Origin of the sequence: Kitasatospora azatica KCTC 9699, assembly GCF_000744785.1 — a bacterium.
Taxonomy (GTDB): Bacteria; Actinomycetota; Actinomycetes; order Streptomycetales; family Streptomycetaceae; genus Kitasatospora; species Kitasatospora azatica.
In genome coordinates this window covers 1938937-1959871 of sequence record NZ_JQMO01000003.1, presented here as the reverse complement: position 1 = coordinate 1959871, position 20935 = coordinate 1938937, and the positions used below count along the sequence as shown (strand labels likewise).

At 66.5% G+C, this 20935-nt stretch carries 14 protein-coding genes and 3 rRNA genes; 4 read left to right on the top strand and 13 right to left on the bottom strand.

What is annotated here, in order from left to right; genetic code table 11:
* Positions 1–17 precede the first annotated feature (17 nt).
* Together BR98_RS19330 and BR98_RS19325 are read left to right on the top strand one after the other, a co-directional pair.
* The gene (locus tag BR98_RS19330; protein ID WP_051969933.1) at positions 18–902 is read left to right on the top strand and encodes a LolA-like protein; all 885 of its coding nucleotides are present in this window, start codon (positions 18–20) and stop codon (positions 900–902) included.
* 183 nt (positions 903–1085) lie between these two features.
* Entirely contained in the window at positions 1086–1316 is a 231-nt protein-coding gene (locus tag BR98_RS19325; protein WP_157537842.1) for a hypothetical protein, read from the top strand.
* On the opposite strand, the gene BR98_RS19320 is transcribed toward BR98_RS19325, so the two are convergent.
* Complete coding sequence (locus BR98_RS19320; protein WP_035846350.1) at positions 1294–1677, bottom strand: metal-sensitive transcriptional regulator; 384 nt, start codon at positions 1675–1677, stop codon at positions 1294–1296. The two genes, BR98_RS19325 and BR98_RS19320, sit on opposite strands and share 23 nt — an antisense overlap.
* A gap of 327 nt (positions 1678–2004) precedes the next feature.
* Here BR98_RS19320 and BR98_RS19315 point away from each other — a divergent pair, with 327 nt between their 5' ends.
* Both BR98_RS19315 and BR98_RS19310 read left to right on the top strand, forming a co-directional pair.
* Positions 2005–2625 (top strand): DUF47 domain-containing protein, encoded by a 621-nt coding sequence (locus tag BR98_RS19315; protein WP_035846346.1) that lies wholly within the window; start codon positions 2005–2007, stop codon positions 2623–2625.
* Between the two features lie 5 nt (positions 2626–2630).
* Positions 2631–3626 (top strand): inorganic phosphate transporter, encoded by a 996-nt coding sequence (locus BR98_RS19310; protein ID WP_035846344.1) that lies wholly within the window; start codon positions 2631–2633, stop codon positions 3624–3626.
* A 120-nt stretch (positions 3627–3746) separates the two neighbouring features.
* Here the strand turns inward: BR98_RS19310 and pstB are convergent, their stop codons facing one another.
* The 12 genes from pstB to BR98_RS19250 all read right to left on the bottom strand — a co-directional run bounded on the left by pstB (position 3747) and on the right by BR98_RS19250 (position 20765).
* On the bottom strand, positions 3747–4523 hold the full coding sequence (pstB, locus tag BR98_RS19305) for a phosphate ABC transporter ATP-binding protein PstB (protein ID WP_035846342.1): 777 nt from the start codon (positions 4521–4523) through the stop codon (positions 3747–3749).
* A 43-nt stretch (positions 4524–4566) separates the two neighbouring features.
* The gene (pstA, locus tag BR98_RS19300) at positions 4567–5643 is read right to left on the bottom strand and encodes a phosphate ABC transporter permease PstA (RefSeq protein WP_035846340.1); all 1077 of its coding nucleotides are present in this window, start codon (positions 5641–5643) and stop codon (positions 4567–4569) included.
* Positions 5640–6653, bottom strand: a complete 1014-nt coding sequence (pstC, locus tag BR98_RS19295; RefSeq protein ID WP_035846339.1) for a phosphate ABC transporter permease subunit PstC — start codon at positions 6651–6653, stop codon at positions 5640–5642. The genes pstA and pstC overlap by 4 nt, the downstream gene beginning before the upstream one ends.
* Positions 6654–6823: 170 nt before the next feature.
* Positions 6824–7969 (bottom strand): phosphate ABC transporter substrate-binding protein PstS, encoded by a 1146-nt coding sequence (pstS, locus tag BR98_RS19290; RefSeq protein ID WP_035846336.1) that lies wholly within the window; start codon positions 7967–7969, stop codon positions 6824–6826.
* Between the two features lie 271 nt (positions 7970–8240).
* The gene (locus BR98_RS19285) at positions 8241–8654 is read right to left on the bottom strand and encodes an NUDIX hydrolase (RefSeq protein ID WP_035853030.1); all 414 of its coding nucleotides are present in this window, start codon (positions 8652–8654) and stop codon (positions 8241–8243) included.
* Between the two features lie 219 nt (positions 8655–8873).
* Complete coding sequence (locus BR98_RS19280) at positions 8874–10022, bottom strand: CHAD domain-containing protein (protein ID WP_063774806.1); 1149 nt, start codon at positions 10020–10022, stop codon at positions 8874–8876.
* 78 nt (positions 10023–10100) lie between these two features.
* On the bottom strand, positions 10101–12386 hold the full coding sequence (locus tag BR98_RS19275) for an RNA degradosome polyphosphate kinase (protein ID WP_407639465.1): 2286 nt from the start codon (positions 12384–12386) through the stop codon (positions 10101–10103).
* A 100-nt stretch (positions 12387–12486) separates the two neighbouring features.
* Positions 12487–13401 carry a mycothiol synthase gene (gene mshD, locus BR98_RS19270; RefSeq protein WP_035846333.1) on the bottom strand — a complete coding sequence of 305 codons (915 nt, stop codon included), beginning with the start codon at positions 13399–13401 and terminating at the stop codon, positions 12487–12489.
* Between the two features lie 96 nt (positions 13402–13497).
* A 5S ribosomal RNA gene (rrf, locus tag BR98_RS19265) occupies positions 13498–13614 on the bottom strand.
* 86 nt (positions 13615–13700) lie between these two features.
* A 23S ribosomal RNA gene (locus BR98_RS19260) occupies positions 13701–16816 on the bottom strand.
* Between the two features lie 280 nt (positions 16817–17096).
* A 16S ribosomal RNA gene (locus BR98_RS19255) occupies positions 17097–18618 on the bottom strand.
* The 16S, 23S and 5S rRNA genes sit together here, the layout of an rRNA operon.
* Positions 18619–19079: 461 nt before the next feature.
* Complete coding sequence (locus BR98_RS19250) at positions 19080–20765, bottom strand: ribonuclease J (RefSeq protein ID WP_035846331.1); 1686 nt, start codon at positions 20763–20765, stop codon at positions 19080–19082.
* Positions 20766–20935 lie beyond the last annotated feature (170 nt).

Sequence of the window (20935 nt, the reverse complement as noted above, 5' to 3'; positions counted from 1 at the left end):
AGGGGGTTGAGATCACCATGGGGGTTGAGTTCACCTTGAAGACGTCTGCCAGGACGGTCGCCGCCGCCACGCTGCTCGCGGCCGCGCTGTCCGCCTGCAGTGGCGCCTCCGGCGGCTCCTCGGACTCCGGCGCCGGTGACGGGGCCAGCCACAGCCCGGTCGCCGACAAGCTGGCCGACGACCCGCTGACCGCCGTGCGCAACGCTGCGGACATCACCGGGCGCAGCGGCTCCGCGAAGGCCGCCACCCAGCTGACCACCGAGTCCGGCGACAAGAAGGCCGCCTTCTCCGGCGGCGGCCCCTACGACTACGTCAAGCGGATCGGTCGGCTGGAGGTGCAGGTGCCGCCGGGCGCGGCCACCACCGGCAAGGTGGTCGAGGTGGTCGAGCCGGGCATCGTCTTCCTGCAGAACAGCGGCGCCAAGGTGCCCGCGGGCAAGTGGGTCAAGCTGGATGTCCGTCAGCTCGCCGACGGCAACCTGATCAGCAACGGCGCCACCGACCCGGCCACCGCCGCCGGCGCGCTGCGCGGCGCCCAGCAGGCCACCGAGGTCGGCGACGAGACGGTGGACGGGGTCCCGCTCAAGCACTACAAGGGCACCCTGGACCTGGCCAAGGCCGCCGACGCGACCGGCGGCCAGGCGGCGAACGGCCTGCGGATGGCGGCCACCACCTTCACCGTCAAGGAGGTGCCGTTCGAGGCCTGGCTGGACTCCCAGGGCCGACTGCACAAGGCCGTCGAGGTCTTCACCTTCGCCGGGGTGGCCGGTTCCAAGGACGCCAAGGACCTGGTCAAGGTGACCTCGATGCTGACGCTCAGTGAGTTCGGCGCCAAGGTCGAGGTGGCCGAGCCGGCCGCCGCCGACGTGGTCGAGATGAAGGACACCAGCTCGCCCAAGTGACCGGCCGCCCAAGTGGCCGGCCGGCGAGGTGACAGTCCGTCATGTCCATGCCTCTGACGGGCAGCCACCCGTTTGCGCGGCAGAGATGGCCCGTCCGTGCCATGGGGAGCGGGGCCGGCACTCCCTAGGCTGGGGGAGGGTGGCTGCCGCCCCGGTGTGCGGGCGCTGAAGGGGTGGTGCAGGGTGTCGTCCTCCGCGGATCGTACGGTCGGCCACGAGAGCGCGGCCTTGGACGAGATCGAGCTGACCGGCGAGCTGATGATCGCCGCCACCGACTCCCCCGCCGACCGACTGCCCACCGCCCGGATCGACGAGGTGCTGCTCAGCCAGTCCGGATCGGGAGCCGACCCGGCGGAACCGGCAGCACCCGACGAGAACGACGAGGACCGGATCAGCTCCGCAGCAGCCGACTGATCGCCGCCATCGCCTCGGCCACCTTCGCGTCCATCGCCTCGCCGCCCTCGTTGACGGCGTCCGCCACGCAGTGCTTGATGTGCTCCTCCAGCAGCGAGAGTGCGAAGGACTGCAGCGCCTTGGTGGTGGCCGAGACCTGGGTGAGGATGTCGATGCAGTAGACGTCCTCCTCGACCATCCGCTGCAGCCCGCGGGCCTGGCCCTCGATCCGGCGCAGCCGCTTGAGGTGGTCCGCCTTGTGCGAGCTGTAGCCGTGCGGCCCGTGGTGGCCGGCCGCACCCGCCGTGCCGGGCGTTCCCGCCGCCTCGGCCGCACCCGCCGTGCCAGCCGTGTCGGTGCTCTCGGTGGTGTCGGTGCTCATCGGCCTGCCCCGCTCTCGTCGTCGTCCGGCCGATCGCCGCCGGTGCTCCTAGTGTCCCGCACCGGGGCCGGCGCCCGGGTTCCCCCGTCCGGGGGCTGATCGGGATCCGGGCGCACCGGAGGGGGGTAATCGCGCCGGCCTTCCGTCAGACTTGTGCTCCGCACCCGGTACGCCGACGTACGAGGGACCAATGGATTCTGGTCAGCCTGTGACCGGAAGGGGAGCATCCGATTCCCTCTGTGTCCACGACGTGCTACCCCGTTGGGACAATCATGGAGCGGAACACCTAGCATCGTTCAGTCCGTCCCCCGCACATCGGAGATATCCGTGCGTTTTAGCCTGACCCCGAAGGAGACGAGCTTCTACGACATGTTCGCCGCCGCCGCGGAGAACCTCGTCGTCGGATCGAAGCTCCTGCTGGAACTGCTGGGCTCAGACGTGTCAGCCCGCGCGGAGATCGTCGAGCGCATGCGCGCCGCCGAGCACGCGGGCGACGACACCACTCATGCGATCTTCCACCAGCTCAACTCCTCCTTCATCACGCCCTTCGACCGCGAGGACATCTACAACCTGGCCTCCTCGCTGGACGACATCATGGATTACATGGAGGAGGCGGTCGACCTGGTCGTGCTCTACGACATCGAGACCCTCCCCAAGGGCGTCGAGCAGCAGATCGAGGTGCTGGCGCGGGCCGCCGAGCTGACCGCCGAGGCGATGCCGAACCTGCGCAGCATGTCGGGCCTGAACGAGTACTGGATCGAGGTCAACCGGCTGGAGAACCAGGCGGACCAGATCCACCGCAAGCTGCTCGCCCATCTGTTCAGCGGTCAGTACGAGGCGATCGAGGTGCTCAAGCTCAAGCAGGTGGTCGACGTTCTGGAGGAGGCCGCCGACGCCTTCGAGCACGTGGCCAACACGGTGGAGACCATCACCGTCAAGGAGTCCTGACCAGCGTGGACATGCCAGCCCTGATCGTCGTCCTCGGCGTGGCCTTTTTCTTCACCTACACCAACGGCTTCCACGACTCGGCGAACGCCATCGCCACCTCGGTCTCCACCCGGGCGCTGACTCCCAAGGCCGCCCTCGCGATGGCCGCCGTGATGAACCTGGCCGGCGCCTTCCTGGGCAGCGGGGTGGCGCAGACGGTCTCCAAGGGCCTGATCGAGACCCCGCACGGCAGCCAGGGCATGACCATCCTGTTCGGTGCGCTGGTCGGTGCGATCACCTGGAACCTCACCACCTGGTACTTCGGCCTGCCGTCCTCCTCCTCGCACGCGCTCTTCGGCGGGCTGGTCGGCGCGGCACTGGCCGGCGGCACCACGGTGATCTGGTCCGGCGTGATCGACAAGATCATCATTCCGATGATCGTCTCGCCGGTGGTCGGCCTGGTGGCCGGCTACCTGGTGATGCTGGCGATCCTGTGGATCTTCCGGCGGGCCAACCCGCACCGGGCCAAGCGCAACTTCCGGGTCGCGCAGACCGCCTCGGCCGCCGCGATGGCGCTGGCCCACGGTCTGCAGGACGCCCAGAAGACCATGGGCATCGTGGTGATGGCCCTGACCATTTCCGGTCACCAAACCGGCAACGGGATCCCGATCTGGGTCAAGATCTCCTGTGCCACCATGCTCTCCCTGGGCACCTACGCGGGCGGCTGGCGGATCATGCGCACCCTGGGCCGCAAGATCATCGAGCTGGACCCGCCGCAGGGCTTCGCGGCCGAGTCCACCGCCGCGACGATCATGTACATCACCTCGTACGTCTTCAAGGCCCCCATCTCCACCACCCACGTGATCACCTCTGCGATCATGGGCGTGGGCGCCACCAAGCGGGTCCGCGCGGTCCGCTGGGGCGTGGCCAAGAACATCGTGCTCGGCTGGTTCATCACCATGCCGGCCGCGGGCCTGGTCGCGGCGGCCGTCTACGGGATCACCCACCTGATCTTCGGTTAGCGGCAGCCGACGGACGGCAGAAACGAGTCAGGGCCCGCCCTCGCGTCCCGAGGGCGGGCCCTACTCATGCCCTGCGGCGGCACCGCCATGCAGCACCGAAGGGCAGCTTGCCATCGCCGTTTAGCCGAAGCGGCCGGAGATGTAGTCCTCGGTCGCCTGCACCGACGGGTTGGAGAAGATCCGCTGGGTGTCGTCCAGCTCGACCAGCTTCCCCGGCTGACCGACCCCGGCCAGGTTGAAGAAGGCGGTGCGGTCGCTGACCCGGGCCGCCTGCTGCATGTTGTGGGTCACGATGACGATGGTGAACTGCGACTTGAGCTCACCGATCAGGTCCTCGATGGCCAGCGTGGAGATCGGGTCCAGGGCCGAGCAGGGCTCGTCCATCAGCAGCACCTGCGGCTCCACCGCGATCGCCCGGGCGATGCACAGACGCTGCTGCTGACCGCCGGACAGGCCCGCACCCGGCTTGTTCAGCCGGTCCTTGACCTCGTTCCACAGGTTGGCGCCCTTGAGCGAGCTCTCCACCACGCCGTCCAGCACGGACTTCTTCTTGACGCCCGCCAGCTTGAGGCCGGCCACCACGTTCTCGTAGATGGACATGGTCGGGAACGGGTTCGGGCGCTGGAAGACCATCCCGACGGTGCGGCGCACCGCCACCGGGTCGACGTTGGAGGCGTACAGGTTCTCGTCGTCCAGCAGGACCTTGCCCTCGACCCGGGCGCCGGGGATCACCTCGTGCATCCGGTTGAGGGTGCGCAGGAAGGTGGACTTGCCGCAGCCGGAGGGGCCGATGAAGGCGGTCACCGAGCGGGGCTCGATGGTCATCGAGATGTCCTCGATGGCCTTGGTGCCACCGTAGAAGGCGGACAGTCCGCTGACGTCGATGCGCTTTGCCATGATCTTTCTTCTTCTCTCGTCTGTTTCTACGTCAGTCGGACGGTCAGTGGCCGGACTTGGGCGAGCGCCACCGGGCGATACCCCGGGCGAGGAGGTTGAGGCCCATCACGAAGGCGATCAGCACCAGCGCGGCACCCCAGGCGCGGGCGTACCCGTACTGGTTGTTGTACCCGTACTGCTGCCAGATGTAGACCGGGAGGTTCATCTGCGGACCGTTGAACGGGTCCGAGTTGATCGAGTCGGAGACGAACACCAGCATCAGCACCGGTGCGGTCTCGCCAGTGATTCGAGCCACCGCCAGCATCACACCGGTGGTGATGCCGCCGATCGCGGTCGGGAGCACGACCCGCAGAATCGTCTTCCACTTGGGCACGCCCAGGGCGTACGAGGCCTCGCGCAGCTCGTTCGGAACGAGCTTGAGCATCTCCTCGGTGGACCGCACCACGACCGGCATCATCAGGATGGCCAGCGCGAGGCTGCCCGAGAAGCCGGAGTAGTCGAAGCCCAGCGCCAGGTTCCAGACGGAGAGGATGAACAGACCGGCGACGATCGACGGGATACCCGTCATCACGTCGACGAAGAAGGTGACCACCGCGGCGAGTCGGCCACGGCCGTACTCCACCAGGTAGACGGCGGTCAGCAGACCGATCGGGGCGGCCATCGCGGTGGCCAGGCCGACCTGGAGCAGGGTGCCGAGCAGCGCGTGGTAGATGCCGCCGCCCGGTCCGGAGGAGAGCACCCCGCGCATCGAGTGACTCAGGAAGTTGCCGTCCACCACGGACGCGCCCTGCTGGATCGTGTAGATCAGCAGCGAGGCCAGCGGCACCACGGCCAGCACGAAGGCCATCCAGACCAGCGAGGTCGCGAAGCGGTCCTTGGCCTGCCGGGCGCCCTCGACCTTGGCCGCCACCACGTAGCTGATCGCCACGAAGAGCAGCCCGGCGATCAGGCCCCACTGCAGGTGGCTGGCCAGGCCGGCGCCGGCGCCGATCGCGCAGCCGAGCGCGATGGAGAGCACGGCGACGCCGGCCGGTGCCCAGCGGGGCAGCCGGGCGCTGGTCAGCCGGCGGTTGAGCTGCGGGACCGGGGAGCGGTCCGACACAGAGGTCGCGGTCGTCATGCGTTGGCCCCCGAGTACTCCTTGCGACGGGCGATGATGATCCGCGCCGCGCCGTTCACCAGCAGAGTGATCACGAACAGCACCAGGCCGGAGGCCATCAGCGCGTCCTTGCCGACCGAGCCGGCCTCACCGAACTTCAGCGCGATGTTCTGCGCGAAGGTGCCGCCACCCGCGTCCAGGATGTGCAGCGAGAGCACGTTGCTGGCGGACAGCACGGTGGCGACCGCGATGGTCTCGCCGAGCGCGCGGCCCAGGCCCAGCATCGAGGCCGAGATGACACCGGGGCGGCCGAACGGCAGCACCGCGGTGCGGACCATCTCCCAGCGGGTGGCGCCGAGCGCCAGCGCCGCCTCCTCGTGCATCCGCGGCACCTGGCGGAACACCTCGCGGCTGACCGCGGTGATGATCGGCAGGACCATGATCGCCAGCAGGATGCCGACGGTGAACAGGCTGCGCGCCGGGGCACCGTGGTGGCTGAGCTTGAAGATGTAGGTCCAGCCGAGGTACTCGTCCAGCCAGCTGTTCAGTCCGGCCATGTGCGGCACCAGGAAGAGCGCGCCCCAGAGGCCGTAGACGATGCTGGGCACGGCCGCCAGCAGGTCCACCAGGTAGGCGAACGGCTGGGCGATCCGGCGCGGCGCGTAGTGCGAGATGAACAGCGCGATCCCGATCGCCACCGGCACCGCTATCACCATCGCGATGGCCGCGGAGACCACCGTGCCGAACACCAGCACGGCGATGCCGAAGCTCGGCTTCAGCTGGTCCGGGCTCCACTCGAAGGTGGTGAAGAAGTTCGTCTGGTCCTTGCTGATCGCGATCCCGCTGCGGTAGATCAGGAAGCCGGCGATGGCGGCCATGATGACCAGCAGCAGGATGCCGGAGCCGGCGGAGGCCCCGAGGAAAATGCTGTCACCCCGACGGCTGTTCCCCTGCAGGGAGCTGCGACGCCTGGGTGAGTCGGTGGACGCTGGACTGCGGTCCCTGGAGGAGCCAGGGGGCGAGGAAGTCATGAAGTTCTACTCCGGTCTGGCGGCGCTGCCCCGGTGGGGGCGGCACCATGGCGGCGGTGCCCCGGACGAGTGGTGTGCGGACGAGAGATCCGGCGGGCGGTCCCGTTCCCCCTGAGCGGGACCGCCGGCCGGTGGTTCAGTTACTGCTGGTACTGCCGGTACTGCTGAGGTCAGGCGAGGGTCGGGATGACGGTCTTCACCTTGTCGGAGACCTCCTTGGGCAGCGGCACGTAGCCCTTGTCACCGATGGCCGCCTGGCCGCCGTCGCTGATCGTGTAGTTCAGGAACGACTTCAGGGTGTCGAGGGTCTCCGGCTTGTTGCCCTTGTCGCAGACGATCTCGTAGGTGACCAGGACGATCGGGTAGGCACCCTCGGTCTTGGTCGCGTAGTCCAGGCTCAGCGCCAGGTCGTTCGGGTTGCTGGCACCGGCCGACTTCGCGGTGGCGATCGTGGTGGCGGCGTTGGCGGCGGTCGCCTCGACCGGCTTGCTCGCACCGGTGGCGATCGCGGCGCTCTTCAGGCTGTTCTGCTGGGCGTAGGACAGCTCGGCGTAGCCGATCGAGTTCTTCACGGACTTGACCTGACCCGAGACGCCCGCGCTCTGCGCGGCCGACTGGCCACCCTTGCCCGCCCAGGTCTTGCTGGCCGGGTAGGCCCAGGCGCCGCCCGAGGCCTTGGCCAGGTACGCGGTCAGGTTCTGGGTGGTGCCCGAGTCGTCCGAGCGGTGGAAGGCCTGGATGTCGGCGGCCGGCAGGGTCACGCCCGGGTTCAGCGCGGCGATCGCCGGGTCGTTCCACTTGGTGATCTGCGAGTCGAAGATCTTGGCGATGGTCGGGGCGTCCAGGGTGAGCTTGTCGACGCCGTCCACGTTGAAGATGATCGAGACCAGGCCGCCGACCATCGGCAGGTCGATGCCCTGACCGCCGGTGCAGACCGCCTTGGAGGCGTCGATGTCGGCCTGCTTCAGCGCCGAGTCGGAGCCCGCGAAGGTGACCTTGCCCTGGTTGAACTGCTGGACACCGGCACCCGAGCCGCCACCGCTGTAGTTCAGGGTGCTGCCGGAGCAGGCCGCGCCGAAGGCGGTCTTCCACACGTCGATCGCGGTGCCCTGCGCGGTGGAACCAGCGGCCAGCATCGGGGCCTGCTTGTCGGCGCACTTGATCGCGGCGGCCGAGGTGCCGCCGCTGGGGGCCGCGGAGCCGCCGCCGCCGTTGGTGTTGTTGTCGGAGCCGCAGGCCGCGAGCGACAGCGAGCTGACGAGCGCCACGGCACCGATGGCGAGGGCCTTGGAGCGGCCGTTCCGCTGGAGCTTCACAGGGTGTCCCTTTCTTTGGCACAGTCCGCGTTGCCGACCGGGCTTGGCCTGGCGGGGCGGACGAGCTGTGGTCCGGGGCCTCTACGGCCCTCCGGTAGGACCGAAACTAAGCGGGGCAGGTGACGCGTCAGCCGGTCACAAATGAACGGAGAGTGAACCTCGAAAGGATGCCAGGAAACACCGGCCGGTAGTCACGGTTGCATCACGGCAAGGATTCGGCCAAGACACGCCGTCAGGTAACGCCAGGCCGTCACTGCGGCGAACAGCGCGGCTAACAGCCCAGGTGCTCCAACAGGGCGTCGATCAGCACCCGGTCCCGGTCATGGGTCAGCTTGGCGCGCGCCTTGGCGGGCTTGAGCCACTTCATCCGGTCCACCTCCCGGTTCGGCCGGAACTCCCCGCGCACCGGCACCGCCGCCCAGTACCGGACCTCCTTCGGCCGGCCCTGCGCCAGGTAGTGCTGCGCGGGCAGCGGGGCGACCAGCCGGCAGACCAGCCCGGTCTCCTCCTCCACCTCACGCAGCGCCGCCTGCCACGGCGTCTCCCCCGCCAGCAGCTTGCCCTTCGGCAGGCTCCAGTCGTCGTACTTGGGCCGGTGGATCAACGCGATCCGCGGCTTGCGCAGCCCACTGCCGTCCTTGCGCGGCTCGCCCGGCAGCCAGAGCACCGCCCCGGCCGCCAGCACCGTGCTGCCCTGACCACCCTTGCGGGCACTCGGCCGGTGCCCACCGGCCTTGGCCGCCGCACCGCGCCCCGGCCCCGTCCACAGCCCCTGCCGCTTCGCCTCGCGCAGCTGCTTGCGCACCAGCTGGCCGGCTCGCTCCCCCGCCTGGGCGGGACCCGCCGCGATCATCCGCGGACCGGGCTCCTGCCGACCGCCGCCTTGCTGGTACTGCTCGCCCATTCATGCCATCCGAGGTGCGGGGGACCCCTCCCAGCCGTCCAGGCCGAAGGAGAGGGAAGGCCACTGGCAGCCGAAGGCGTACCGTGCCGCCTCGACCTCCAGTCGCTGATCAGCATGCACCACGCCCAGCACATACGCCGTCGCGGGGGTGATCCGCGGGGTGCGCGCCGCCGTCGCGGCCGTCACCGCCGCGTCCGCCGCCTCCTGGTGCCGGTCCAGCACCTGGTCCAACCCCTCCAGCTCCCGGCCCGACCGCCCGCACACCTCCCCCGCGTACCTGGCCCGCTTCACCAGGATCCGCACCCGGTGCCACGGCGCGTCGTCGGCCGCCAGAGCACTGTCCGCGTCCCCAGCGCCCGCACCGCCCGCAACCGCCGACCGGCCCTGCGACGGCACCGGCGCGCCCGACGACTTCACCACCGCAGGGCCCAGCCGATGCAGCGCATCCCCCTGGTACGCGGTGGCCGCCCGCTGCAGCGGCAGCGCCTGCACCGCGCCCACCAGCGCGCCGAACGCCACCTCCGCCTGCGGCAGCAGCACCTCCGCCACCCGGCCACCCGCCGGCGCCAGCAACGGCGCCTCACCCACCAGCAGCGTCATCCGGTCCGCCAGCGCGTGCAGCCTCGCCGACCGCAGCTCCTGCAGCACCGCACTGTGCGCCCGGGTTCTGGCCAGCGTCAGCTGCCGGTCGAGCAGCGCCCGCGCCTTCGGCGCCCCCTGGTGCCCGGCCAGCATGCCCGGGCCCCCGGCCTCGCCCGCCCGGTCCGTCGCACTGAGCGTGTCCAAGGCCGTGAGCAGCCGCGCCGACCGCCGCAGCAAGGCCGGCTCCTGCGCCAGCAGGTTGAGCAGCCAGCGCAGCTCGGCCCGTGACTCCTCCGCCCAGGACGGGTCGAAGAGCGACCCGAAGGTGTGCAGCGCACCGCCGATCCGCCGCACCGCCCGCAGCAGCTCCCCGGTCCCGGCGGGCCCGGCTGACGGGCTCACCGCCGGCGAGTTCAGCGAGGGCAGGGTGCCGGGCCGGGCCCCCGCCTCGCCCACGGCCTGCGGCAGCGCGCGCAGGAAGTTGCCTGCCTGCTCGGTCAGATACCTGGAGAGGACCTCCCCGGCGGTCGCGGTGGACGCCGAGGCCGTCATGGGCGCGTCAGTCATGTCGTGGGTACTCCCCGTTCCCCCGTGTCCGGCCGTCCCCCGTGGACAGGCCGGATTCCCAGGGCAGGTGACGGATGGTCAGAGCGCGCCGGCAGGGCTCCGGCGCCGCTGGCGCGAGTCGATGAGCAGCTCCTGGATGTCCCGCAGACGGTGACCGTCCGCGTCCTGGCTCCGTCTGGACCACGCCCCGTCCGGACCCAGGTGCCAGGAGGCGGTCTCCTCCGCCATGCCGAGATCGATCAGCCCGGACAGCTCCGCACGGTGCGCCGGGTCGGCCACCCGGACCAGGGCCTCGATCCGCCGATCCAGGTTACGGTGCATCATATCCGCGCTGCCGAACCAGACTTCAGGATCTCCCGCATTGCCGAAGACGAAGATCCGGGAGTGCTCCAGGAAACGGCCGAGCACACTGCGGACCCGGACGTGCTCGCTCAGCCCGGCCACCCCGGGACGGATCGCGCAGATCCCGCGCACCCAGACGTCCACCGGCACACCCGCCTGCGAGGCCCGGTACAGCGCGTCGATCACGGTCTCGTCCACGATCGAGTTGACCTTGAGCTTCACGTACGCGGGCAGGCCGGCCTGGTGGTTGGTGATCTCGTTGTAAATCCGCGCGATCAGGCCGTCCCGCAGCCCGCGCGGCGCGGTCATCAGGCGACGGTAGGACTCCCGGCGCGAGTAGCCGGACAGCCGGTTGAACAGGTCCGACAGGTCCGCACCGACCTGCGGGTCCGAGGTCAGCAGACCCAGGTCCTCGTACAGCCGCGCCGTCTTGGGGTGGTAGTTGCCGGTCCCGACGTGCGCGTAGCGGCGCAGCGTCTCGCCCTCCTGGCGGACCACCAGGGACAGCTTGCAGTGCGTCTTCAGCCCGACCAGGCCGTACACCACATGGCAGCCGGCCTCCTCCAGCTTGCGGGCCCACTTGATGTTGGCCTGCTCGTCGAACCGCGCCTTGATCTCGACCAGCACCAGCACCTGCTTGCCGGACTCGGCCGCGTCGATCAGCGCGTCCACGATCGGCGAGTCGCCCGAGGTGCGGTACAGCGTCTGCTTGATCGCCAGCACGTGCGGGTCGGCGGCCGCCTGCTCCAGGAAGGCCTGCACCGAGGTGGAGAAGCTGTCGTACGGGTGGTGCAGCAGCACGTCGCGCTCGCGCATGGCCGCGAAGATGTCCGGCTGCGAGGCCGACTCGACATCGGTCAGCCCGCGCGCGGTGCCGGCCACGAACTTCGGGTACTTCAGCTCCGGCCGGTCCAGCCCGGCGATCCCGAACAGCCCGGTCAGGTCCAGCGGACCCGGCAGCGGGAACACCTCCGCCTGGGTGATGTTCAGCTCCCGCACCAGCAGGTCGAGGATGTAGGGGTCGATCGACTCCTCCACCTCCAGGCGCACCGGCGGGCCGAACCGGCGCCGCATCAGTTCCTTCTCCAGCGCCTTGAGGATGTTCTCGGTGTCGTCCTCCTCCACCTCCAGGTCCTCGTTGCGAGTGACCCGGAAGGCATGGTGGTCCAGCACCTCCATGCCGGGGAACAGCTCCTCCAGATGCGCCCCCATCACGTCCTCCAACGGGACGTAGCGCTGCGGGGAGGCCTCCAGGAAGCGCATCAGCGACTGCGGAACCTTCACCCGGGCGAAGTGCTTGTGCCCGGAGACCGGGTTGCGCACCACGACGGCCAGGTTCAGGCTCAGGCCCGATATGTACGGGAAGGGGTGCGCCGGGTCGACCGCCAGCGGGGTCAGCACCGGGAAGATCTGCTGCCGGAACAGGGTGTGCAGGCGGGCCTGCTCCTTGTCGGTCAGCTCCGCCCAGCGGACCAGCTCGATCCCCTCGGACGCCAGGTCCGGCAGCACGTCGTGCTGGAAGGTGGCCGCGTGCCGGGCCATCAACTCCCGCGATCTGGTCCAGATCTGGTCCAGCACCTCACGCGGCTGCAGACCGGAGGCACTGCGGGTGGCCACCCCGGTGGCGATCCGGCGCTTCAGACCCGCCACCCGGACCATGAAGAACTCGTCCAGGTTGCTGGCGAAGATCGCCAGGAACTTGGTCCGCTCCAGCAGCGGGACCTCCGGGTCCTCGGCCAGCTCCAGCACCCGCTCGTTGAACGCCAGCCAGCTGCGCTCGCGGTCCAGGAAGCGACCCTGGGGAAGCTCCTCGAGCTCACCTTCGTGGAGCTTGTCGAGCGAGAGGCCGAGCGCGTTGGTGATGCTCATGGGTTCCAGCTCCTCCGGCGTGAGGTCCGCGTGCTCGGCCTCCTCAGCTCCCGCCGACCGCTGCGGGTAGAGCCAACCGCCCGGTGCGGTCGTTATCCGACCGGACCGAGCAGCGTGACCCAAGCTGCGGGAGCGAGACACTACGGACGTCATCCTGTGATCTTCGCGGCGTCAATTGAATCCACGGTAAACACCGCATGGCCAGGAGGAAAGCTGAGGCGGTCGGCCCGGGCGGTCAGCCCCGAGCGGCCGGTCAGCCCGACTTGACCCGGTACATCAGGTCCACCTCGTGGATGGTGAACCCCACTCGTTCATATACCCGCACGGCGGCCGGGTTGTCGGCATCGACATAGAGCAGCACCGTCTCCAGCCCCCGATCGTCAGCCAGATGCCGCAGACCCGCCGCGGTCAGCGCCCGGCCCAGGCCGCTGCCCTGCTCGGCCGGGTCGACGCCGACCACGTAGACCTCGCCGAGCGCCGGCTCGGTGGCGGTGGCCGGGTGGACCTTGGTCCAGTGGAAGCCGACCAGCTGGTCGTTCCGGATGGCGAGGAAGAAGCCGTTCGGGTCGAACCACGGCTCGGCCAGCCGGTCGGCCAGGTCCTGCGCGGTCCAGGAGCCCTGCTCGGGGTGGTGGGCGAAGGCCAGTGCGTTGAGCCGGAGCCAGGCCTCGTCGTCCAGGCCCGGACGGAAGGTCCGCAGGGTCACACCCTCGGGGAGCGGCACCGCCGCCGGAGCCGGGCCGGTGCGGCGCATCTGCCGCAGCTCGCGGACCAGCTCGGCGCCGAACCGCTCGGCCAGGCGCCGGGCGGCCGGGTGGCCGCCGTGGGCCCAGAAGTCGACGGTACGGGCCGGGCCGGCCTCGGCGAGCACGGCCTCGACCAGGCTGCGGCCCAAGCCCTGGCCCCGCAGCCCGGGGTGGACGGCGAGCTCGGCGGTGGCGGTGGCTTCCCGGGCTTCCGGGGCTTCCAGCTGGGCGTAACCGGCGGGAGCGGACTCATGGGTCTGGATGAGGTGGTGGACGCCGGGCCTGGGGGCGTCGGCACGCAGCCGGAGGCGGCCGGCCTCGGAGACGGCCTCGCGACCGTCGGCGGCAATGGCGGCCGCAAGGACGGTGCGGGCGGTGGCGAGGTCCTCGGGGGTGAGAGTTTCGGTGCTGTGGATGGCCATGTCTGCGACCTTACGCCGCGTCAGCTGGGAGAACAGGCCCGGAACGCGAAGAAGCCCCTTTCCAGTCTCCTGGAAAGGGGCTCCTTCTGAATGATTGTTCGGCGGCGTCCTACTCTCCCACAGGGTCCCCCCTGCAGTACCATCGGCGCTGTAAGGCTTAGCTTCCGGGTTCGGAATGTAACCGGGCGTTTCCCTCACGCTATGACCACCGAAACACTATGAAACTGTCGCCGCACCATCCCCGCGACCAAACGGGATGGGGTCGTTGTTTCAGAACAACACAGTGGACGCGAGCAACTGAGGACAAGCCCTCGGCCTATTAGTACCGGTCAGCTCCACCCATTACTGGGCTTCCACATCCGGCCTATCAACCCAGTCGTCTACTGGGAGCCTTACCCTCTCAAGGAGGTGGGAGTGCTCATCTCGAAGCAGGCTTCCCGCTTAGATGCTTTCAGCGGTTATCCCTCCCGAACGTAGCCAACCAGCCATGCCCTTGGCAGGACAACTGGCACACCAGAGGTTCGTCCGTCCCGGTCCTCTCGTACTAGGGACAGCCCTTCTCAACACTCCTACGCGCACAGCGGATAGGGACCGAACTGTCTCACGACGTTCTAAACCCAGCTCGCGTACCGCTTTAATGGGCGAACAGCCCAACCCTTGGGACCTACTCCAGCCCCAGGATGCGACGAGCCGACATCGAGGTGCCAAACCATCCCGTCGATATGGACTCTTGGGGAAGATCAGCCTGTTATCCCCGGGGTACCTTTTATCCGTTGAGCGACGGCGCTTCCACAAGCCACCGCCGGATCACTAGTCCCTGCTTTCGCACCTGCTCGACCCGTCGGTCTCACAGTCAAGCTCCCTTGTGCACTTACACTCAACACCTGATTGCCAACCAGGCTGAGGGAACCTTTGGGCGCCTCCGTTACCCTTTAGGAGGCAACCGCCCCAGTTAAACTACCCACCAGACACTGTCCCTGATCCGGATCACGGACCCAGGTTAGACATCCAGCACGACCAGAGTGGTATTTCAACGACGACTCCACCAAGACTGGCGTCAAGGCTTCAAAGTCTCCCACCTATCCTACACAAGCCGAACCGAACACCAATATCAAGCTATAGTAAAGGTCCCGGGGTCTTTCCGTCCTGCTGCGCGAAACGAGCATCTTTACTCGTAATGCAATTTCACCGGGCCTATGGTTGAGACAGTCGAGAAGTCGTTACGCCATTCGTGCAGGTCGGAACTTACCCGACAAGGAATTTCGCTACCTTAGGATGGTTATAGTTACCACCGCCGTTTACTGGCGCTTAAGTTCTCAGCTTCGCCCGGACGAATCCAAGCTAACCGGTCCCCTTAACGTTCCAGCACCGGGCAGGCGTCAGTCCGTATACATCGCCTTACGGCTTCGCACGGACCTGTGTTTTTAGTAAACAGTCGCTTCTCGCTGGTCTCTGCGGCCGGCCCCAGCTCGGGCAGCAAGTGCCTCCACCAGTTCCGGCCCCCCTTCTCCCGAAGTTACGGGGGCATTTTGCCGAGTTCCTTAACCATAGTTCACCCGAACGCCTCGGTATTCTCTACCTGACCACCTGAGTCGGTTTGGGGTACGGGCCGCCATGAAACTCGCTAGAGGCTTTTCTCGACAGCATAGGATCATCCACTTCACCACAATCGGCTCGGCATCAGGTCTCAGCCTTAAAGAGTGGCGGATTTGCCTACCACTCGGCCTACACCCTTACCCCGGGACAACCACCGCCCGGGCTGGACTACCTTCCTGCGTCACCCCATCGCTCACCTAATACCCTGTCGGATCAGCGGCTCCACCACGTCCCTTTGTCCGAAGACTCCGGGCCGGCTTCACGGCCTTAGCATTCAGAGGTTCAGCGTTGGCGCTTCAAAGCGGGTACGGGAATATCAACCCGTTGTCCATCGACTACGCCTGTCGGCCTCGCCTTAGGTCCCGACTTACCCTGGGCAGATCAGCTTGACCCAGGAACCCTTGGTCAATCGGCGCAAGAGTTTCCCACTCTTGTATCGCTACTCATGCCTGCATTCTCACTCGTATCCCGTCCACGACTCGATTCCTCGGCCGCTTCACCCGGAACACGACGCTCCCCTACCCATCCACAGCGTCGTTGGACGTATTCTGTGAATGACACGACTTCGGTGGTGTGCTTGAGCCCCGCTACATTGTCGGCGCGGAATCACTTGACCAGTGAGCTATTACGCACTCTTTCAAGGGTGGCTGCTTCTAAGCCAACCTCCTGGTTGTCTCTGCGACTCCACATCCTTTCCCACTTAGCACACGCTTAGGGACCTTAGTCGGTGTTCTGGGCTGTTTCCCTCTCGACCATGGAGCTTATCCCCCACAGTCTCACTGCCACGCTCTCACTTACCGGCATTCGGAGTTTGGCTAAGGTCAGTAACCCGGTGAGGCCCATCGCCTATCCAGTGCTCTACCTCCGGCAAGAAACACGTGACGCTGCACCTAAATGCATTTCGGGGAGAACCAGCTATCACGGAGTTTGATTGGCCTTTCACCCCTAACCACAGGTCATCCCCCAGGTTTTCAACCCTGGTGGGTTCGGTCCTCCACACGGTCTTACCCGCGCTTCAACCTGCCCATGGCTAGATCACTCCGCTTCGGGTCTTGGGCATGCAACTCAAACGCCCTATTCGGACTCGCTTTCGCTACGGCTACCCCACACGGGTTAACCTCGCTACACACCGCAAACTCGCAGGCTCATTCTTCAAAAGGCACGCAGTCACGGCTGGTCCGAAGACCAACGACGCTCCCACGGCTTGTAGGCACACGGTTTCAGGTACTATTTCACTCCGCTCCCGCGGTACTTTTCACCATTCCCTCACGGTACTATCCGCTATCGGTCACCAGGGAATATTTAGGCTTAGCGGGTGGTCCCGCCAGATTCACACGGAATTTCTCGGGCTCCGTGCTACTTGGGAGAAGCTCAAGTGAGCCGCTAATGTTTCGTCTACGGGGGTCTTACCCTCTACGCCGGACCTTTCGCATGTCCTTCGACTACACCAACGGTTTCTGACTCACCCAGCCGCCGGCAGACGACTGAAGAACTTTCCCACGACCCCGTATCGGCAACCCCTGCCGGGTCTCACACCAATACGGTTTAGCCTCATCCGGTTTCGCTCGCCACTACTCCCGGAATCACGGTTGTTTTCTCTTCCTGCGGGTACTGAGATGTTTCACTTCCCCGCGTTCCCTCCACGCACCCTATGTGTTCAGGTGCGGGTGACAGCCCATGACGACTGCCGGGTTTCCCCATTCGGACACCCCCGGATCAAAGCTCGGTTGACAGCTCCCCGGGGCCTATCGCGGCCTCCCACGTCCTTCATCGGTTCCTGGTGCCAAGGCATCCACCGTGCGCCCTTAAAAACTTGGCCACAGATGCTCGCGTCCACTGTGCAGTTCTCAAACAACGACCAGACACCCACCTACACCACCCGAAAACGAGTACTGTCCGTGGGACCGGCATCCTCGAGGTTCAGACCATACGGCCGTTCCCTCAGGACCCAACAACGTGCCCGACACACCAGACTCAAGAACGCTTTCCACGCCGAAGCAGTACTCACGAACCATCACCCAGTGTGCCGAATAGTCAACGTTCCACCCATGAGCAACCACTCGAAGGCATTCGCTCCGAGCTGGCTATGTGCTCCTTAGAAAGGAGGTGATCCAGCCGCACCTTCCGGTACGGCTACCTTGTTACGACTTCGTCCCAATCGCTGGTCCCACCTTCGACGGCTCCCTCCCAAGGGTTAGGCCACCGGCTTCGGGTGTTACCGACTTTCGTGACGTGACGGGCGGTGTGTACAAGGCCCGGGAACGTATTCACCGCAGCATGCTGATCTGCGATTACTAGCAACTCCAACTTCATGGGGTCGAGTTGCAGACCCCAATCCGAACTGAGGCCGGCTTTTTGGGATTCGCTCCGCCTCGCGGCATCGCAGCCCTTTGTACCGACCATTGTAGCACGTGTGCAGCCCAAGACATAAGGGGCATGATGATTTGACGTCGTCCCCACCTTCCTCCGAGTTGACCCCGGCAGTCTCCTGTGAGTCCCCACCACCCCGAAAGGCGTGCTGGCAACACAGAACAAGGGTTGCGCTCGTTGCGGGACTTAACCCAACATCTCACGACACGAGCTGACGACAACCATGCACCACCTGTATACCGACCACAAGGGGGCGACTATCTCTAGCCGTTTCCGATATATGTCAAGCCTTGGTAAGGTTCTTCGCGTTGCGTCGAATTAAGCCACATGCTCCGCTGCTTGTGCGGGCCCCCGTCAATTCCTTTGAGTTTTAGCCTTGCGGCCGTACTCCCCAGGCGGGGAACTTAATGCGTTAGCTGCGGCACCGACGACGTGGAATGTCGCCAACACCTAGTTCCCAACGTTTACGGCGTGGACTACCAGGGTATCTAATCCTGTTCGCTCCCCACGCTTTCGCTCCTCAGCGTCAGTAATGGCCCAGAGATCCGCCTTCGCCACCGGTGTTCCTCCTGATATCTGCGCATTTCACCGCTACACCAGGAATTCCGATCTCCCCTACCACACTCTAGCCTGCCCGTATCGAATGCAGACCCGGGGTTAAGCCCCGGGCTTTCACATCCGACGCGACAGGCCGCCTACGAGCTCTTTACGCCCAATAATTCCGGACAACGCTCGCACCCTACGTATTACCGCGGCTGCTGGCACGTAGTTAGCCGGTGCTTCTTCTGCAGGTACCGTCACTTGCGCTTCTTCCCTGCTGAAAGAGGTTTACAACCCGAAGGCCGTCATCCCTCACGCGGCGTCGCTGCATCAGGCTTTCGCCCATTGTGCAATATTCCCCACTGCTGCCTCCCGTAGGAGTCTGGGCCGTGTCTCAGTCCCAGTGTGGCCGGTCGCCCTCTCAGGCCGGCTACCCGTCGTCGCCTTGGTAGGCCATTACCCCACCAACAAGCTGATAGGCCGCGGGCTCATCCTGCACCGCCGGAGCTTTACACCCAGAACCATGCGGTCCCAGGTCATATCCGGTATTAGACCCCGTTTCCAGGGCTTGTCCCAGAGTGCAGGGCAGATTGCCCACGTGTTACTCACCCGTTCGCCACTGATCCACCCCGAAGGGCTTCACCGTTCGACTTGCATGTGTTAAGCACGCCGCCAGCGTTCGTCCTGAGCCAGGATCAAACTCTCCGTGAATGTTTTCCCGTAATCGGGTCGACACCCGCGCAGAGCGGCACGACAATCAGCGGAATAGGCCGACCCCGTGCACTGCGTCCTCGCTAGTGTTTTACTTCAAAAGGAATCTCCAACCCGAACCAGAAGGTTCAGGCCGGGGATGTCAACATATCTGGCGTTGACTTTTGGCACGCTGTTGAGTTCTCAAGGAACGGAGACTTCCTTCGAATTCGCTCTCGCGTTTTCTCCGGGCCCTTCGTTCTTACTTCGTAAAGCTTATCAGATGATTTCCGCTCCGTTTTCCGGACCGAATTTCCTTCCGCTTTGCTTTCCGCCTTTCGGCGCTCCCGAACTCTATCAGAGTTTCTCGGGCTGTTTTCCCCGCTCGAACTGAATTCGAAGCAGTGGCCTGACGGCCGTGGGGCAACTCGGAGAACATTACGCACCGAGCTGCCCCACGTCAAATCAGACCTCGGCGACCATCAGACCTCGACGACCACCGGCAGGATCATCGGCCGGCGGCGGTAGTTGTCCGCCACCCACTTGCCGATCGTGCGGCGCACCAGCTGCTGGACCTGGCGCACCTCGAGCACGCCGTTGTCGGCGGACTTGCGCAGCGCCTCCTCCAGCTTCTGCACCACCGGCGTGAAGGCGGAGTCGTCGATGCCGGAGCCGCGGGCCTGGATGGTCGGGCCGCTGACGATCTTGCCGCTGGACGAGTCGACCACCACGAAGACCGAGATGAAGCCCTCTTCACCGAGGATCCGACGGTCCTTCAGCGAGGACTCGGTGATGTCGCCGACCGACGAGCCGTCGACGTACACGTACCCGGCCTGCACCTTGCCGACGATCTTGGCGACGCCGTTCTCCAGGTCGACCACCACGCCGTCCTCGGCGATGACCGTGCGGTTCTTCGGCACACCGGTCTTGATGCCGAGTTCGGCGCAGGCGCGCAGGTGGCGCCACTCGCCGTGCACCGGCATCAGGTTCTTCGGGCGGCAGATGTTGAAGAAGTACAGCAGCTCGCCGGCCGAGGCGTGCCCGGAGACGTGCACCTTGGCGTTGCCCTTGTGGACGACGTTGGCGCCCCAGCGGGTCAGGCCGTTGATGACCCGGTAGATCGCGGTCTCGTTGCCGGGGATCAGCGAGGAGGCCAGGATCACGGTGTCGCCCTCGACGATCCGGATCTGGTGGTCGCGGTTGGCCATCCGGGAGAGCGCGGCCATCGGCTCGCCCTGCGAGCCGGTGCAGACCAGCACGACCTCCTTGTCCGGCAGGTCGTCCAGCTGCTTCACGTCCACGATCAGGTTGCCGGGGACCTTCAGGTAGCCGAGGTCGCGGGCGATGCCCATGTTGCGGACCATCGAGCGGCCGACGAAGGCGACCTTCCGCTTGTACTCGTGCGCGGCGTCCAGCACCTGCTGGATGCGGTGCACGTGGCTGGCGAAGGAGGCCACGATGATGCGCTTGTCGGCGTTGGCGAAGACGTTGCGCAGCGCCGCGGAGATGTCCCGCTCGTGCGGGATGAAGCCGGGGACCTCGGCGTTGGTGGAGTCCACCAGCAGCAGGTCCATGCCCTCCTCGGCCAGCTTGGCGAAGGCCGGCAGGTCGGTGAGGCGGCCGTCCAGCGGCAGCTGGTCCATCTTGAAGTCGCCGGTGGCGACCACCATGCCCGCCGGGGTGCGCACGGCGACCGCGAGGGCGTCGGGGATGGAGTGGTTGACGGCGATGAACTCGCAGTCGAACGGGCCGATCAGCTCGCGCTCGCCCTCCGCCACCTCCAGCACGTAGGGCCGGATCCGGTGCTCGGCGAGCTTGGCCTCGATCAGCGCCAGGGTCAGCTTCGAGCCGATCAGCGGGATGTCCGGGTTCTCCCGGAGCAGGTAGGGGACGGCGCCGATGTGGTCCTCGTGACCATGGGTCAGCACGATGCCGTCGACCTTGTCGAGGCGGTCCCGGATCGAGGAGAAGTCCGGCAGGATCAGGTCGATGCCGGGCTGCTCGTCCTCGGGGAAGAGCACGCCGCAGTCGATGATCAGCAGCCGGCCCGCGTACTCCAGCAGCGTCATGTTGCGACCGATCTCCCCGAGGCCGCCCAGCGGGGTGATCCGGATCGCGTTCGGCGCGAGTGCGGGGGGCGCGCCGAGTTCAGGGTGAGGATGGCTCAAAAGACTCTCCGTTCACGCAGCGCGCCATATGCCGCAGGGGTTTCCTCCCTCGTCGACATATGGCGCGCGGCTTCGTAGTACCTGTCAGTTCGGTCCGCTCGTCACCGAGCGGCTCGTTGTTGTGCCTCGCGCCGTCTCCGGTTCGGCGACAGGTCCCCGATGGCGGCTTG